This window comes from Sorangium sp. So ce887, from assembly GCF_051521455.1.
Taxonomy (GTDB): Bacteria; Myxococcota_A; Polyangia; order Polyangiales; family Polyangiaceae; genus Sorangium.
On record NZ_CP150354.1, the window covers coordinates 11,666,252 to 11,680,060 of the forward strand.

The 13,809-nt window shown below is 70.1% G+C and carries 13 protein-coding genes; 8 read left to right on the forward strand and 5 right to left on the reverse strand.

The annotated features are described in order from the left end of the window. Positions 1-108 precede the first annotated feature (108 nt). The 6 genes from WMF36_RS43660 to WMF36_RS43685 all read left to right on the forward strand — a co-directional run bounded on the left by WMF36_RS43660 (position 109) and on the right by WMF36_RS43685 (position 5,983). Positions 109-387: a hypothetical protein gene (locus tag WMF36_RS43660; protein WP_437576770.1), complete on the forward strand. Its 279-nt coding sequence runs from the start codon at positions 109-111 to the stop codon at positions 385-387. 288 nt (positions 388-675) lie between these two features. Further along, the gene (locus tag WMF36_RS43665) at positions 676-1,206 is read left to right on the forward strand and encodes a GxxExxY protein (RefSeq protein WP_437576771.1); all 531 of its coding nucleotides are present in this window, start codon (positions 676-678) and stop codon (positions 1,204-1,206) included. Positions 1,207-1,347: 141 nt separating this feature from the next. Beyond that, the gene (locus tag WMF36_RS43670) at positions 1,348-1,869 is read left to right on the forward strand and encodes a hypothetical protein (protein ID WP_437576772.1); all 522 of its coding nucleotides are present in this window, start codon (positions 1,348-1,350) and stop codon (positions 1,867-1,869) included. Between the two features lie 453 nt (positions 1,870-2,322). After that, the gene (locus tag WMF36_RS43675) at positions 2,323-4,065 is read left to right on the forward strand and encodes a PEP-utilizing enzyme (protein WP_437576773.1); all 1,743 of its coding nucleotides are present in this window, start codon (positions 2,323-2,325) and stop codon (positions 4,063-4,065) included. After that, entirely contained in the window at positions 4,062-4,868 is an 807-nt protein-coding gene (locus tag WMF36_RS43680; protein WP_437576774.1) for a PEP/pyruvate-binding domain-containing protein, read from the forward strand. The genes WMF36_RS43675 and WMF36_RS43680 overlap by 4 nt, the downstream gene beginning before the upstream one ends. 554 nt (positions 4,869-5,422) lie before the next feature. Continuing rightward, complete coding sequence (locus WMF36_RS43685) at positions 5,423-5,983, forward strand: hypothetical protein (protein WP_437576775.1); 561 nt, start codon at positions 5,423-5,425, stop codon at positions 5,981-5,983. Between the two features lie 265 nt (positions 5,984-6,248). Here the strand turns inward: WMF36_RS43685 and WMF36_RS43690 are convergent, their stop codons facing one another. The 3 genes from WMF36_RS43690 to WMF36_RS43700 form a co-directional block, all read right to left on the reverse strand. Continuing rightward, positions 6,249-6,881 (reverse strand): glutathione S-transferase family protein, encoded by a 633-nt coding sequence (locus WMF36_RS43690; RefSeq protein WP_437576776.1) that lies wholly within the window; start codon positions 6,879-6,881, stop codon positions 6,249-6,251. 210 nt (positions 6,882-7,091) lie between these two features. Beyond that, on the reverse strand, positions 7,092-7,658 hold the full coding sequence (locus WMF36_RS43695; protein ID WP_437582036.1) for a nucleotidyltransferase: 567 nt from the start codon (positions 7,656-7,658) through the stop codon (positions 7,092-7,094). Then, positions 7,648-7,914, reverse strand: coding sequence for a hypothetical protein (locus WMF36_RS43700; protein WP_437582062.1), 267 nt, complete (start codon positions 7,912-7,914; stop codon positions 7,648-7,650). The genes WMF36_RS43695 and WMF36_RS43700 overlap by 11 nt, the downstream gene beginning before the upstream one ends. Positions 7,915-8,254: 340 nt before the next feature. Here WMF36_RS43700 and WMF36_RS43705 point away from each other — a divergent pair, with 340 nt between their 5' ends. Continuing rightward, entirely contained in the window at positions 8,255-9,175 is a 921-nt protein-coding gene (locus tag WMF36_RS43705) for a hypothetical protein (RefSeq protein WP_437576777.1), read from the forward strand. Between the two features lie 59 nt (positions 9,176-9,234). Here WMF36_RS43705 and WMF36_RS43710 read toward each other — a convergent pair whose 3' ends face one another. Beyond that, on the reverse strand, positions 9,235-11,130 hold the full coding sequence (locus WMF36_RS43710) for a hypothetical protein (protein ID WP_437576778.1): 1,896 nt from the start codon (positions 11,128-11,130) through the stop codon (positions 9,235-9,237). Positions 11,131-12,092: 962 nt separating this feature from the next. Between WMF36_RS43710 and WMF36_RS43715 the strand changes: the two genes are divergently transcribed. Beyond that, the gene (locus WMF36_RS43715; RefSeq protein ID WP_437576779.1) at positions 12,093-13,025 is read left to right on the forward strand and encodes a hypothetical protein; all 933 of its coding nucleotides are present in this window, start codon (positions 12,093-12,095) and stop codon (positions 13,023-13,025) included. 400 nt (positions 13,026-13,425) lie between these two features. On the opposite strand, the gene WMF36_RS43720 is transcribed toward WMF36_RS43715, so the two are convergent. Continuing rightward, the gene (locus WMF36_RS43720; RefSeq protein WP_437576780.1) at positions 13,426-13,737 is read right to left on the reverse strand and encodes a hypothetical protein; all 312 of its coding nucleotides are present in this window, start codon (positions 13,735-13,737) and stop codon (positions 13,426-13,428) included. Positions 13,738-13,809 lie beyond the last annotated feature (72 nt).

Here is a 13,809-nt window from a genome sequence, read left to right on the forward strand (position 1 = left end):
CGTCGCTGAAAGACGCGCTTGCAGCGGCGAACTGTCGCGCATCGCCGGAGCCACGCAATTCCGGGGAGGCATGACGACGGATCACTCGAACGGTCCAAGGGCGGTCACGTGTCGCATCGGAGCCTCACCTTCGTCGCCGCGGAGATCGCGAAGGCGCTCACGGGCGAGGCGCAGCAGACCGACGAGGGTCGATACCGGATGGTGCACCTCCACCCGAGCTACGCCCACGAGGACTTCGTTCAAGGGCTGCGCCCTGATCTCGAGCGCACCGGCCTCCACTACTGCATCCGATACGCCGCTCAACCGCTAGCACCAAACGCCCCCGCAGCCCTTCGCGCTGTCAGAACCCACTTCCGCAGCACTTGGCAGCACAGGCCGTGCGTCTGACGGCAGCCGGCCCCTAGCGGCGAACCCCATCACGACGCGACACCCCGAAGCGCGGTCGGCCCCCGCGGCTTGTTGGGCGGGAGACAGAGCAAGAGAGAGTACACAGGGAGACGGGGAGACGGGGAGGAGAGAGAGATATACAGACCAAGGGGGAGAGGCGAGAGGTGGGGACCATCGTCCGAGCCTGCTCGCTTGGGGCCGACGGCTTTCAGGTCGCTCGTTTGTAGGGCGGTTCCCGGTGATGTCAATTTCGCGCAACCAGAGCTGGTCCCGCGTCGATAGATAGCCATGAGCATCGATGGGGCACAGCGAGACAGGGAAACGAGAAGATTGTGGGAGCTGTCCGAGCGAGTCATCGGAGCGTGCATCGAGGTGCACCGCCACCTCGGCCCCGGGCTCCTGGAGTCTGCCTACGAACAATGCTTGTGTCATGAACTGTCGCTCATGGGCTTGAGCTTCGCGAGGCAAAGCCCACTTCCAGTGACCTACAAGAGAGCCACGCTCGACTGTGGTTGTCGACTCGACGTTGTCGTCGAGGAGAGGCTCATACTGGAGCTCAAGGCCGTCGATCACCTGCTACCAGTCCATGAAGCTCAGGTGCTCACATACCTGAAGCTGACGGACCTGGACGTCGGGTTGCTCGTCAACTTCAACACGGCGGTGCTCCGCCGCGGGATCCGACGCCTGGTACGCCGCGGTGCGGAGGCTGTCCGGTTCTCCCGGTGTCGCACCGAAGACGACCACCCCGGCACCACCAGCCGCCCCGCATCGATGCCGCCCGAAGCCGTCAGCGCCGAGCCTGCTGGTTCGAATGACTGATCCCCATCTCTCGCCTCCCCGCCTCCCCGCCTCCCTGTGAATCTTTCCTTCTTCCTCTCCGCCCAACATGCGTTGAGGCGGAAGTCGTCAGTGAACGCTCCGAAGGGCTCGGGGGCGTTTGGTGCTAGGCCGCCGCCCGCCATGGCGCCGCCGCCCGCCCGACGCGCACGCCTCACCCGGGACCCCTTCGTTGTGCTCTGGCTGGTGTTCGCCCCGCTCGCGCGCAACGCGACCGCGGCGGCGCTGCGGGAGGTCGTCGCGGAGATCCACGCAGGGGCGGCGACGGCCGAGGAACGGGCCGAACTGTACACGGCGCTCCTGGTGATGGCGACCATCGATCCCTGGGGGCATAATCTGCGGAAGGAGCTCATCAAGATGGTGGAGGACAAGGAAGAGGGGCTGCTCCGGCGCACGCCGATCATCGGGGAGATGATCATCGAGGCCGAGCAACGAGGAGAGGACCGCGGCGAGCAGAGGGCGATCGCGGAGTTGCTCGGCCGTCTCTTCGCGCGGCGGATCGGGCGACGACCCACGGTCGAAGAAGAGCGCTCGATCGTCGAGCGCGCTCGAACGATGGGGCCGGGCGAGGTCGAGGATGCCTTGCTCGATCTCGAGGGCGAGGCGCTGGTTCGCTGGCTCGCGGCTCCGATTCGCTCCTCGTGAGCTCCCGCAGGAGGGTAGTTCTCCGCGCACGTGGCCGCCGATGCACGGCTGCGATCTGCAGCGCTTGAATCGGGACGGGCGCGCTCGAAGCGCTCGATCGCGAGACCGAGGAGGCGTGATCGGCGGTCCGTGGGCCCGGTCGCCGCCACGACCGGACGCGGCCTGTCATCCGCTCATCCCACCCGCTCATCACCATCGTCACCTTCAGCCCCGAGCGCGGTGTTCGACCTGGCTCGGGCCGCGCTGGGCGATCATCGCACACGCACGCACGCACGAACCGTCCGATGACCCGCCTCCCCGCGGGTCGTCTCGGGACTGGACCACCAGGAATGCCCCCTCTACCTTCAACATCGTCATGATTTCGTGACCGATGTGCCACCGAAACGTCGCCGTCGTCCTCGGGACGACACGGTGGCTCGCGCGGGCGCGGCGGGGCGATCGAGGTGTCCAGCGATGAAGAGAGAGCCGAGCGTCAACGGAGTCAGGTTCGTGGCCCCCGGCCCGGGCCCCTGGGAGGTCGAGCGGGCGCATTTCCTGCGGCCGGTCACCCGGTTCGCTGTCGAGCCGTTCACGCGCGGGATGCCGAGGGGCTTCGCCGAGGGCTCGGCGCGCTACGGGCTCCTGATGAGCCACCTCAAGCCAGCCGTCGTCAACGGCTTCATGTACTCGCAGCCCGTGATGCACGGCACGTCCGAGGGGGCGAGCGGGACGCCGCCGAAGCTCGTGCTGTGGCTCCTCCTGCGCCTGCACCCGCGCATGCGCGGGCGCATCCGGCAGTGCCGCCGGGCGTTCGAGGAGAAGCTGTGGCGCGAGGACCTCGACCGGTGGGATCGCGTCGACCGGCCGCGCGCCACCGAGAAGAACCTCGCCGTCCAGGCGATCGATCCCGCCCAGCTCGACACCGACGCGCTGATCGCGCACCTGCGCCGCGCCCTGGCGCACATGGAGGACATGATCGCCCTGCATCACCGCTACAACTTCGCCGGCGTCCTGCCGGCGGGCGACTACCTCGCGCACGTCAGCGCGTGGACCGGCGCGAGCCCCGGCGAGGCGCTCGCGCTGCTGCAGGGGAGCACGCCGCTCGCGAAGGGCGTGGCGACCGAGGAGCTCGAGGCCCTCGCCAGGGCCCTGCGCGCGAGCGCGGCGGGCCGTGAGGCGCTCGCCAGGAAGGGCGACCCGCAGGCGACGCTCGACGCGCTCGCGGCCCTGGACGGCGACGTGGGGCCGGCGACGCGCGCTTACCTCGACCTCGTGCGCTTTCGCACGGTGGGCTACGACGTGTCCGACAAGACGGGCGGCGAGCTGCCCGACGTGCTCGTCCGGGCGATCCGGGCGGCGGTCGAGGGCGACCGCGGGGCCGGGCCGCGCGCCGCGCGCGAGGCCAAGGAAAAGGCGCTGCGGGAGCGCGTGCCCGCGGCCCACCGCGCGCAGTTCGACGAGCTGCTCGGCGAGGCGCGCCTCACGAACCGCCTCCGCGACGAGCGGGCGCTCTACTCGGACAGCTGGGGCACCGGGCTCGCGCGCCGTGCCGTCCTCGAGGCGGGGCGCCGCCTCGCCGCCGCCGGCAAGGTCGACGACCCCGAGCACGCCGCCGACCTCGCGCTCGAGGAGATGATCGGCCTCCTGCGCGACCGGCAGGCGCCGTCCGCCGCGGAGCTCGCCGAGCGCGCGCGCTGGCGCGCGACGGCGACCCTCGCCGACGCTCCCCCGTGGCTGAACATGCCCCCTGGACCGCCGCCGCCGCTCGACGTCTTCCCCGGCCCGGCGCGCCGCGCGGCGATGGCCACCGACGCGATCATGCAAAGCCTGTCGAAGGAATCCGAGGCCAGGAACACCGACACGGCCGTCCGCGGCCTCTCCATCAACGAGGGCGTGTACGAGGGGACGGCGCGGGTCGTGATCAGCCCGGACGACTTCGGGAGGATCCAGCAGGGGGACGTGCTCGTGACGCGCGCGACGTCGGCGTCGTTCAACGTCGTGCTCCCGCTGCTCGGCGCGATCGTGACCGATCGGGGCGGGCAGCTCTGCCACGCGGCGATCGTCGCGCGCGAGTACGGCATCCCCGGCATCGTCGGCACGCGGGAGGCGACGGTGACGATCCCGGACGGGGCGCGCGTGCGCGTCGACGGGGCGGCCGGCGAGGTGACGATCCTCGCGCGGCCGCCGGAGCGCCGCGCGCAGGAGGCGTCGCCGTGATCGCGCGCCTCGACGAGGAGCTGCGCGAGGAGGACTTCGGGGGCAAGGCGGCGCAGCTCGGGCAGGCGCACCGGGGCGGCCTGCCGGTGCCGCCGGGCTGGGCGCTCTCGGCGGCGCTCGTCGAGCGCGTCGTCGCCGGGGAGGCCGCGGCCGTGGGCCGGCTCGTCGAGGCGTTCGGCGAGCTCGACGGGCCCGTGGCCGTGCGGTCGTCCGGCATCGGCGAGGACGGCGTCTCGGCGAGCTTCGCGGGGCAGCACGCGACCGAGCTCAACGTGCGGACCCGCGAGGGGCTGCTCCAGGCCGTCCACAAGGTGCACGGCTCGGCGCGCACCGAGGCGGCGCTGGCCTACCGGCGGAGGCTTGGGCTCGCGCCGGAGCCGCGCATGGCGATCGTCGTGCAGCGGCTCGTGCAGGCCGATCGCGCGGGGGTGCTGTTCACGCGGAACCCGGTGACGGGCGCCGACGAGCGCGTCGTCGAGGCGACCTGGGGCCTCGGCGAGGCGGTGGTCGCCGGCCTCGTGACCCCGGACAGCTACCGGATGGCGCGCGGCGGGCGCGTGATCGAGCGGCGGGCGGGCGAGAAGGATCTCGCGATCCTGTGGGCCGAGGAGGGCGGCACGAGGGAGGTCGCGGTGGAGCCCGCCCGTGCCGCGGCGCTGTGCCTCGACGACCCGCGGCTCGCCGCGCTGGAGGCGCTGGCCGCGGCGTGCGAGGCGGCGTTCGGCGGCACGCAGGACATCGAGTGGGCGTTCGCGGGCGGCCGCCTGTCCCTGCTGCAGCGGCGGGCGATCACGCGCGGGTGAGCCGTCTTGCGCTGCTCCGCCCGTCGGCTCTGGGCACCTGCGGCCGGCGCTGGAGCGAACCGCTGGCGCGCGACGGCGCTCGCCGGAAGCAGGCCCTTGTCGGGCCATTCTCGTCGATACGTCACGGCCATCCTCCTGCGGAGTTGCCGATAGAATTCTCTAGCGAGCTCGGGTGCAGGTAGACCAGCGAGTTGACCCTTGCTGAGCTCGATGACGGTCCAGCGGCCGTCCTCTCGGAGAGCTACATCCAGAATGGCACAGGCCCCCGGCGTGCTAGGATCAGTTCTACCGCACAAAGACGTCGTTGGCGGAATCTGCTGATTGTTGTGTGAGCGCTCACCGTGGGTGCGCTGATGGCCAGGGGGCCGATGGCATCGACAAGAGATGCAGGCGCGTACGCGGCAGATACCATCCTGTAAAATTCTGGTGTAGGTAGACGCTCGGCGTCATGGCACGGTGCCAGAGCGTGAAGAAGACGCTCCGCAGGAGCGGCGGTGTTCGCCGTCTCGTTCGAGTCGGAGCAGCGTAACCCTTATTGTCAGGAGCAATCTCAAATGAAGAGTCTCAGCTTTGCAGCGATTCTGGTCACGGTGTGCGCGGTGGCGGCCTGTTCGGATGACGGCGGCTCGGGGGGTGACGGCGGGGCGGGCGGTGGGGGCGGCGCGTCCGGCACCACCACCTCCTCCTCCTCGGGGCCGAGCTCGACGGTCACGGGCACGGGCGGCGGCGGCGAGGGCGGCAGCGGCGAGGGTGGCAGTGGCGAGGGCGGCAGTGGCGAGGGCGGCAGTGGCGAGGGCGGCGGCGGCGACTGCACAACGCAGTGCTTCGAGGACCATACGGCGGGGGCCCTGGAGTTCCTCCAGCTGACGCTCGACACCTGCGGCTGTGCGGAGGGCGCGACGTGCGCCAGCGCCTGCGACACGACGGATCCTGAGACCGACGCCTGCGAGGACGATGGATCCGGCAACCTACGGGAGCTCGAGGGGAACCAGGCGTGCCTGGACTGCGTTGACGGGCTCGAGGACGAGGACGCTTGCATCGGGACGGTCGAGACGGGATGCAGCGCCAGCGAGGGGTGCGCCGCGTTCGCCACGTGCGTGGCCGCCTGCCCGTGAGACCGTAAGGGCGGTCTCGCCCCCGGCTGCGCCGCTCCCGCGCAGCCTCGATTCATCGCCATCGCTGAACGACAGCGCGCGAGGCCGGCGACGACCTGGCTGAGCTCGAAGCGCCCCTTGCGCCGTGATCACAAGGGCTCGCGCCGCGACTGGGCGAGCCCGCGTCGATGTGCTCGAGCACCTTGCGGAACCTGATGTGGTAGGCGTCAGTGGCTTCTGTGATCAACGACGATCCTCTTCGGCGATGGACAAGCTAGCTTCCTCGCTACGACACCGCCCGTCTGGATGCCGGACGCTGGCAGTGCAGATAGACGTACTTCATCAGCCGCGGCCGGTCCTCGAGCAGCTTCAGGTGATTCACGATATGCAGAATCGACGCCATCACCAGATCCGCGGCGGTGAAGTGGCCCGCGGCGAGGAAGTCGCGGTCTTCGACCTCAGCGTCGACGACATCGAGCAGCGCGCCGAGTCGAGCGTGGTGCTTGGCGAGCGCCTCCTGCGCGTGCACGGCGGTCTTCTGCTCCTCGGGCAGCTGCGCGTGCCCGTGGAGCGCCATCACCACGGGAGCGAGGGTCGCCTCGGCGAAGAGCAGCCATTGATAGTACGCGCCGCGCTCGGTCGAGCCCGGCGGCGGCGCGAGCTGTTTCTCCGGGAAGCGGTCCGCGAGATAGAGGCAGATGGCCGACGGCTCGAGGAGCGTGAGCTCTCCGTCGACGAGCGCGGGGACCTCGCCGAGCGGGCTCACGGCGAGATAGTCAGGCGTCTGGTTCTGCTGCTTCGGGAGGTCGAGCCTCACGAGGTCATACGGCACCTCGAGCTCTTCCAGCAGCCAACGGGGGCGAACCGAACGGGTGCGAGGCGCAAAATATAGCTTCATCGCACGGGAGGGTAACTCCATCCGGGCGTCTTCGACCCGCCTTCGGCGGGAACGATCCTCACCCCGCCGGAGCTCGCGCGGACCGACGCCGGGCCGGTGCGGGGCGCCCCGCACGACGATCATCGCCTGTTTCAGGGGATACCCTGTGCCGCGCCTCCGGTGGGCGCTCTGCGCTGGCGCGCGCCGCATCCGGAGTCGCCTGGACCGAACCGCGGGACTGGCCCGCTCATCTCATTGCCGGCGTGCGGCGGTGGCGCGTGCTTTGCGGATCAGACGCTCGAGGCGGCGGAGCAATCTGTCCTCGCCGAGGGCGGCCTCGAGCTCGCCGAGGAGCTCGCGGATGCGATCGAGGTCGAGGTCGTCCTGCTCGAGCAGCACGCCGCGCACGTCCTCGAGGTCCTTGGGGCGGCCGGCCAGGACCTTGGTGACGACCAGGTCTTCCGGGCTGATCATCGGCACGCGCACGCCGCCGAGGTCGATCAGCCTGCGGCGCGCCAGGAACTCGACATGCAGGCTCGACGCCGCGATCACCACGTCGATGGGCATGCTGGTCGAGCGGTGCACGAGCGGGAGCAGGCGGGCTTCGCGGAGGAAGTCCTCGCCGAGGTGGATCCGCAGGTCGAAGCCCGCGCGCGAGAGGTCGTCCACGAGGGTGAGCGCGCTGGTCTGCGCGAGGTCGATGGTGACGTCGACGTCCGCCGTCATGCGGGGCCTGCCGTAGGCAACGGCGGCCTGCGCGCCGAAGACGTACCAGCGCAGGCGGCGCCGCCGCAGCGCCGCGGCGAGGTCAGCGAGCAGGGCGACGGCGGCGGGGCGGGACGCGGTCGAGGGCCTCGAGGACGCGGAGGTGCGTGGCGAGGTCTTCGCGGCGTTCTTCTTCGCCCGGCCAGCCGGGCTTTTGCGCGAGGACTTGCTTGCGGAGCTCATCGGCGATCCGGATCCCGGCGGCTGGGCCGTGCTGCCTCTTCCAGTCGCGCCAGTAGAGCTCCTTGTCGCGCTGGGCGGCCGCCCAGCCCTGGCGAGCGAACCGCCGGAGCTCGTCAGCGTTGCGCATCGTGACCAGGCTACCACGACGGCAGCGCCGGACCGAGGCGTGCCTTGCGATCACCAAGTCGGACGGGCGAGCGGGGTGGCGGCGGACGCTGAAGTCGAACTCGGCGAGGGGGTCGAAGTCGTCGTCGCCGAGGGGGGCCGGCCGTGGCCCTGGGAGAGCGCGAGGAGCAGGTCGGCCGCGTCGGTCCAGCGCGCGCAGGTCACACGGCGTGACCACTCGAGGGAGGTGCCCGGAATTGAAGAGGTGGAGGCGGCTGCTCCGGCCCCTGCGGCCCGTACGCATGGGCCTGGCGCGCCGCTTGAGAATTCAGCATGGCTGCAACCACCCGAGAGACGACCCGATGCCCTCAGTGACCCATGAAGCCCTGGTGGAGCTGTTCAAGAACCGGCCGACGCTGGCCGCCGAGATGCTGCAAGACGCGCTCGGCCAGCCGGTGCCGGCCTTCAGGGAGGCGCGCGTCGAGTCCTCCGACCTGACGGAGGTGATGCCCTCGGACCGCCGGGCGGACGTCATCGTCGTGCTACTGGTCGGCGAGCAGCAGCGGCCCGCGATGGCCATCGTCGTCGAGGTCCAGCTCGGCGTGGACCCGGACAAGCCGTACGTCTGGCCGGTGTACGTCACCCAGACCAGGGCCCGGCACCGCTGCCCGACGCGGCTGCTGGTCGTGACGATCGACGCGGGGATCGCGCGGTGGTGCTCGCGGCCGATCGAGACGGGCCACCCCGGCTTGATGCTGACGCCGCTGGTGCTCGGGCCGGCGGGCGTCCCGGTCGTCACCGACGCCGAGCAGGCGAAGGCGGCGCCCGAGGTGGTCGTGCTCTCGGCGATGGCGCACGGGCAGAGCGAGGCGGGGGAGGCGATCGGCGTGGCGTTCCTGGGAGCGGCGGCCGGGCTCGATGAGGAGCGCCGCGCCGTGTACGGGGACCTGGTGCTATCCTCGCTGAACGCAGCGGCGAGGCGGACGTTGGAGGCGATGATGAAGAGCGGATACGAGTTTCAGAGTGACTTCGCGCGCAGCTACGTGGCGAAGGGCGTGGAAGAGGGCGTGGAGAAGGGCCGGAAGGAGGGCCGGCAGCAGGGGATCCTCGAAGCCAAGGCGCACGACGTGCTGGCCTTTCTCGAGGCCCGCGGGCTGGAGGTCCCTGCCGAGGTCCGGGAGCGCATCCTCGCGAGCACCGACGTGGCCGAGCTGGACCGCTGGATCCGCCGCGCTGCATCCGTCGGCGACGCCAGGGAGCTGCTCGCGACGACCGGCTCCTGAGCGCGCACGGCCTCCGGAAGCCGTCCAAGGACTCGGTGTCCTGCAGGACGCATCGCTGGCTAGGGTAGCCACCGGCCCACGTCGGCGATGGCGCGGGCGGCGCCCACGAGCGCCGCTGTGCCACCCAGTCGTCGCAAGAGCGGAGAGAGCTCGGTGAGGCTGCCGAAGCCTACCAGCATCCCGGGATATTCGTCTGTCCAGTCGCCTCCGAGCTCGTTGCAGAGGACCCTGGCTGCATCGGCGAGGGCCATCCAGGGCGCGCACGCCGCCAGAATGCGCAGCGCCAGCCGGTCGCCGTGCGCGCAGTATGCGGCCATGACCTCTCGTACAGCCTTCTCGCGCATCTCCTGGGGAAGATCGGGCAAGATGCCCGCGAAGGCGACCATCCGCGATTCCCCTTCTCGGCTCTCCGCCAGGCCCCAAGCTTCCTCGGGCGAGAGGTCCGTGGGCCGAATCACCAGGTCTCTCGACAGGTACCCGTCGACCTCCTCGTGCTTCGCGCCCGCGCGGATCCGACGGGTGCGCTCAGGATCCGCTGCGCTCTGGTCCGTCGCCACGCAAGGGATCGGCCGGGGAACGATCTCGCCAAGACCTGCGCACGCATCTGTTGCCCACCGCCGAACCACCTGCTGCTCCGAGCCTGTCAACGCGGCAGCTAGCGTCACCAGCGCCTCGGCACGCTCACGCGCAGCGCCAGCTGGCTTCTTCAGATCGACCGATGATTCAACATAAGGTGTTGTCCGGTAGTCTACTTCCTCGTGACTTCCCTCTTTCGCGAACAAAGATCCTTCGACCAGCGCGCATCGAACAATGGCGCAGACCAGCGTTGCCCTTTCGTGCTCGGCTGCTCCAGCGCACTCTGGACTGCACGCTTCGATAAGCGCGTCCTCGGCGGCGTGGCGTGCGCGACGAGCGTCGGTGGTGAACCCGACCAAGCCTCCGGGACGGTTCATCCAGATCTGGAGCCACTCGGGCGACACGAGCCTCATCAGTTCAGACACAGAGACAGAGCGCCGCTTCATATGGGCGCCCAGATACTCCACGAGATACGGCGGCCACGCATCGGGCAAGACCGCTCCGCCCGTGAGCGCCGCCAGACCCCTCCCGATGATAGTATCTTCAACGGACGCGACCTTGTCCGGGTCCATTGTCCAACTTGCACGGCTCGCATCATCGCGGAAGGAATATTTTTCATCGTCGCTCAGCAGGACGAGCCTGTGGGCAGAATGCGGCCCGTTCTTGAAAGCTTCGAGCCCGGTCGCATCCAAGCCGACTGCCGAGACGAGATCATCGTTCGATACGGGAGCGAGCACCGTCCCAAATGCATCGAAGAAGCGGATCAACGAGGGTTCCATCTCGTCAGTTTTCTCGGCGATTGGCGGCGCGGGCGTCGATTCTCGCGAAGCGTCGCTCTCGCCGGCAAGCAAGAAAAGGCTCGTCTGCTCCGGAGACCAGGCGAGGCGTTCATGCACGCCCAGACCGCGCGCGGAAGAAATCTCCGGGCTGGTGGATACAATGATGTGCGCCCCATCGTAGGCTTCACCCAAGAAGGGCATTCGCCTGTGCGGCCAACCATCTGCCGCCCGCTCGACCCCGTCCACGATCACGAGCAACTGAGGGCATTCCTCGTTGGGAACCGAGGAGACCGAGTCGACGCTCCATAGCGCCATTCGGATTGACAGCATCAGCTCCTCGGGACTCCGCGGCCGACTGAAGACCGCCGTTGTTGAGCTCCGAAATAAGCCGAAGAACAGCTTCAGCATATCGCGTTCGATCGCGGTCCCAAAGCACGGACTTACCGGCACAAAGATCACCTCGGCTGCCTTGCGCTCCACGATCGATATCGCCCACCGCGCCAGGAGGGCCGTACGTGCCCCCGGATCGGCGCTCACCACCAAGGCGCAGGCAGGCCCGCCGGCAAGCCAGTCGTCAAGTTGTGCGAGCAACGAGAGCATCTCCGGCGGAGTCGGCCGAACGACAACCTCTTCCGCGATAGTCCGCCAGAACGCGGCAAGCCCGCGATGCGATCGCGCGTAGCCTCCCTGCGGACCGCGCAAGGATTCGAGTGCACCCCGCCTCGCAGCAAGCTCCGGACCGTCAGCCGCGTCGTCGATCCCCTCCGCCCCCTCCGCGCACGTGCGTGTGCTCATCGTGCTCCATTGAAAATCTTCGCGGTGGCAGGATTATAGGTCGACTCGCCGTTCCAAGGAGCGGTTTTCCCAGGTCGGGTCGGAGGGTGTCCCTGGACACAGGTGTGTGGGATCCCCATCTCTTTCAGCATCGCCTTGCAGACGGGGCAGGGATTGGCTGCCACTCGCGACGTCGACGGGATCGCCGCGCGACATCCTGCCGCTCGTGCCGGAGGCATGATGGTTCGGGCACCCACCGCCATCGGTCGAGCCTGTGCCGCAGGAGCCGGCGCCCTTGCCGCCACCGCCTGCGCCATCGTCTCCGCCACTGCCGCTGCCGCCCTGGCCGTCGCCCGCGCCGATGCCTTTACGGCCGCCGGAGCCTCCGCCACCGCCTCCGCCCCCATCACGAAGACGCCGGGGTTCATGCCGGGAATGGCAGGGATGTTCGGGACCGGGGCGGTACGGGCCATACGCCGACGATACCTCAGCGGACCGGGCGTGCGGAGCGGCTGCGGCAGGAAGGGACGCCGGGAAAGCCGGGGCGCTCAACCCGGGTCGGGTCGCTCTGGTCGCGCTACGCGACGGCGGCCGGCGCGGCGCGCTGCGGCGTGCGCGCGCCGCGCAGGCGTCGGGGCGCGCGCAGGTCACACGGCGTGACCACGCGAGGGAGGTGCCCGGAATTGAAGAGGTGGAGGCGGCTGCTCCGGCCCCTGCGGCCCGTACGCATGGGCCTGGTGCGCCGCTCGAGAATTCAGCATGGCTGCAATCACCCGAGAGACGCCCCGATGCCCTCTGTGACCCATGAAGCGCTGGTAGAGCTGTTCAAGAACCGGCCGACGCTGGCCGCCGAGCTGCTGCAAGACGCGCTCGGCCAGCCGGTCCCGGCCTTCACGGAAGCGCGCGTCGAGTCCTCCGACCTGACGGAGGTGATGCCGTCGGACCGGCGGGCGGACGTCATCGTCGTGCTGCTGGTCGGCGAGCAGCAGCGGCCGGCGATGGCCATCGTGGTCGAGGTCCAGCTCGGCGTGGACCCGGATAAGCCGTACGTCTGGCCGGTGTACGTCACCCAGACGCGGGCCCGGCACCGCTGCTCGACGTGGCTGCTGATTGTCACGATCGATCCGGAGATCGCGCGGTGGTGCTCGCGGCCGATCGACGCGGGCCACCCCGGCTGGACGCTGACGCCGCTGGTGCTCGGGCCGGCGGGCGTCCCGGTCGTCACCGACGCCGAGCAGGCGAAGGCGGCGCCCGAGGTGGTCGTGCTCTCGGCCATGGCGCACGGGCGGGGGGAGGCGGGGGAGGCGATCGGCGTGGCGTTCCTCGGGGCGGCAGCCGGGCTCGATGAGGAGCGCCGCGCCGTGTACGGGGACCTGGTGCTATCCTCGCTGAACGCAGCGGCGAGGCGGACGTTGGAGGCGATGATGAAGAGCGGATACGAGTTTCAGAGTGACTTCGCGCGCAGCTACGTGGCGAAGGGCGTGGAAGAGGGCGTGGAGAAGGGCCGGAAGGAGGGCCGGAAGGAGGGCCGGCAGCAGGGGATCCTCGAAGGCAAGGCGCAGGCCGTGCTCGCCGTCCTCGAGGCCCGCGGGCTGGAGGCCCCTGCCGAGGTCCGGGAGCGCGTCCTCGCGAGCACCGACCTGACCGAGCTGGACCGCTGGATCCGCCGCGCTGCATCCGTCGGCGACGCCAGGGAGCTGCTCGCGACGACCGGCTCCTGAGCGCGCACCGCCTCGGCGCGGCAGGAACGCGCGCAAGCGAGCTCGATCCTGGAAGTCGTGGAGCCCACGGCCGGACCGTCTGTGATGGGCACGCGGCCATCAGCCTGCTTTCGTGACGCGATGCAGCTAACCGAACAGGTCGCGGTTGAGCGCGTCCCTGCACGGACCGGCATGGATCGAGCCCGTGCCGGCAGCCCGGGTACAGCAGAAGCTCCTTCGACACACGAGCGCGCGCGTGGAGGTCGAGCGAGCATCTGGGGAGCGTGCTGGTCTGCGCGAGGTCGACGGTGACGTCGACTTCCGCGGTCCAGCGGGTCCTGCCGTAGGCCATGGGGCCATAGCGGTCTACGCGCCGAAGACGTCCCCGCGAAGGCGGCGCCTCCGCAGCGCCGCGGCGAGGTCAGCGAGCAGGACGATGTCGGCGGGGCGCGACGCGGTCGAGGGCCTCGAGGACGCGGAGGTGCGTGGCGAGGTCTTCGCGGCGTTCTTCTTCGCTCGGCCAGCCGGGCTTTTGCGCGAGGACTTGCTTGCGGAGCTCATTAGCGATCCGGATCTCGGCGAGGGCGCCGGGCCCTGACCCGCGCGCGGCCGCGGCTGCCGACCTCACGCGCTGGTTTATCAGCGTGGCATACCGTTTGCGTTGCAATTCCGTGCGCAATGGACGTCGCTGCGTGGGGAGGCTGCTCATGCACAGCAGGATCGGGCTGGCCATGTCGCGCTCGTGGGAGCGCCGGCCTGTGGAGCAGCAGACGAACCGACCGACGCGGGAGGAGAGCAGGACGGC

What these genes read in the sequence shown, in the direction of transcription:
- WMF36_RS43685 (WP_437576775.1), top strand. Translation starts at nt 5,423, where the DNA reads ATGAAGAGTCTCAGCTTTGCAGCGATTCTGGTCACGGTGTGCGCGGTG.
- WMF36_RS43715 (WP_437576779.1), top strand. Translation starts at nt 12,093, where the DNA reads ATGCCCTCTGTGACCCATGAAGCGCTGGTAGAGCTGTTCAAGAACCGG.
- WMF36_RS43700 (WP_437582062.1), bottom strand. Translation starts at nt 7,914, where the DNA reads ATGCGCAACGCTGACGAGCTCCGGCGGTTCGCTCGCCAGGGCTGGGCG.
- WMF36_RS43665 (WP_437576771.1), top strand. Translation starts at nt 676, where the DNA reads ATGAGCATCGATGGGGCACAGCGAGACAGGGAAACGAGAAGATTGTGG.
- WMF36_RS43670 (WP_437576772.1), top strand. Translation starts at nt 1,348, where the DNA reads ATGGCGCCGCCGCCCGCCCGACGCGCACGCCTCACCCGGGACCCCTTC.
- WMF36_RS43690 (WP_437576776.1), bottom strand. Translation starts at nt 6,881, where the DNA reads ATGGAGTTACCCTCCCGTGCGATGAAGCTATATTTTGCGCCTCGCACC.
- WMF36_RS43705 (WP_437576777.1), top strand. Translation starts at nt 8,255, where the DNA reads ATGCCCTCAGTGACCCATGAAGCCCTGGTGGAGCTGTTCAAGAACCGG.
- WMF36_RS43675 (WP_437576773.1), top strand. Translation starts at nt 2,323, where the DNA reads ATGAAGAGAGAGCCGAGCGTCAACGGAGTCAGGTTCGTGGCCCCCGGC.
- WMF36_RS43720 (WP_437576780.1), bottom strand. Translation starts at nt 13,737, where the DNA reads ATGGCCAGCCCGATCCTGCTGTGCATGAGCAGCCTCCCCACGCAGCGA.
- WMF36_RS43710 (WP_437576778.1), bottom strand. Translation starts at nt 11,130, where the DNA reads ATGCTCTCGTTGCTCGCACAACTTGACGACTGGCTTGCCGGCGGGCCT.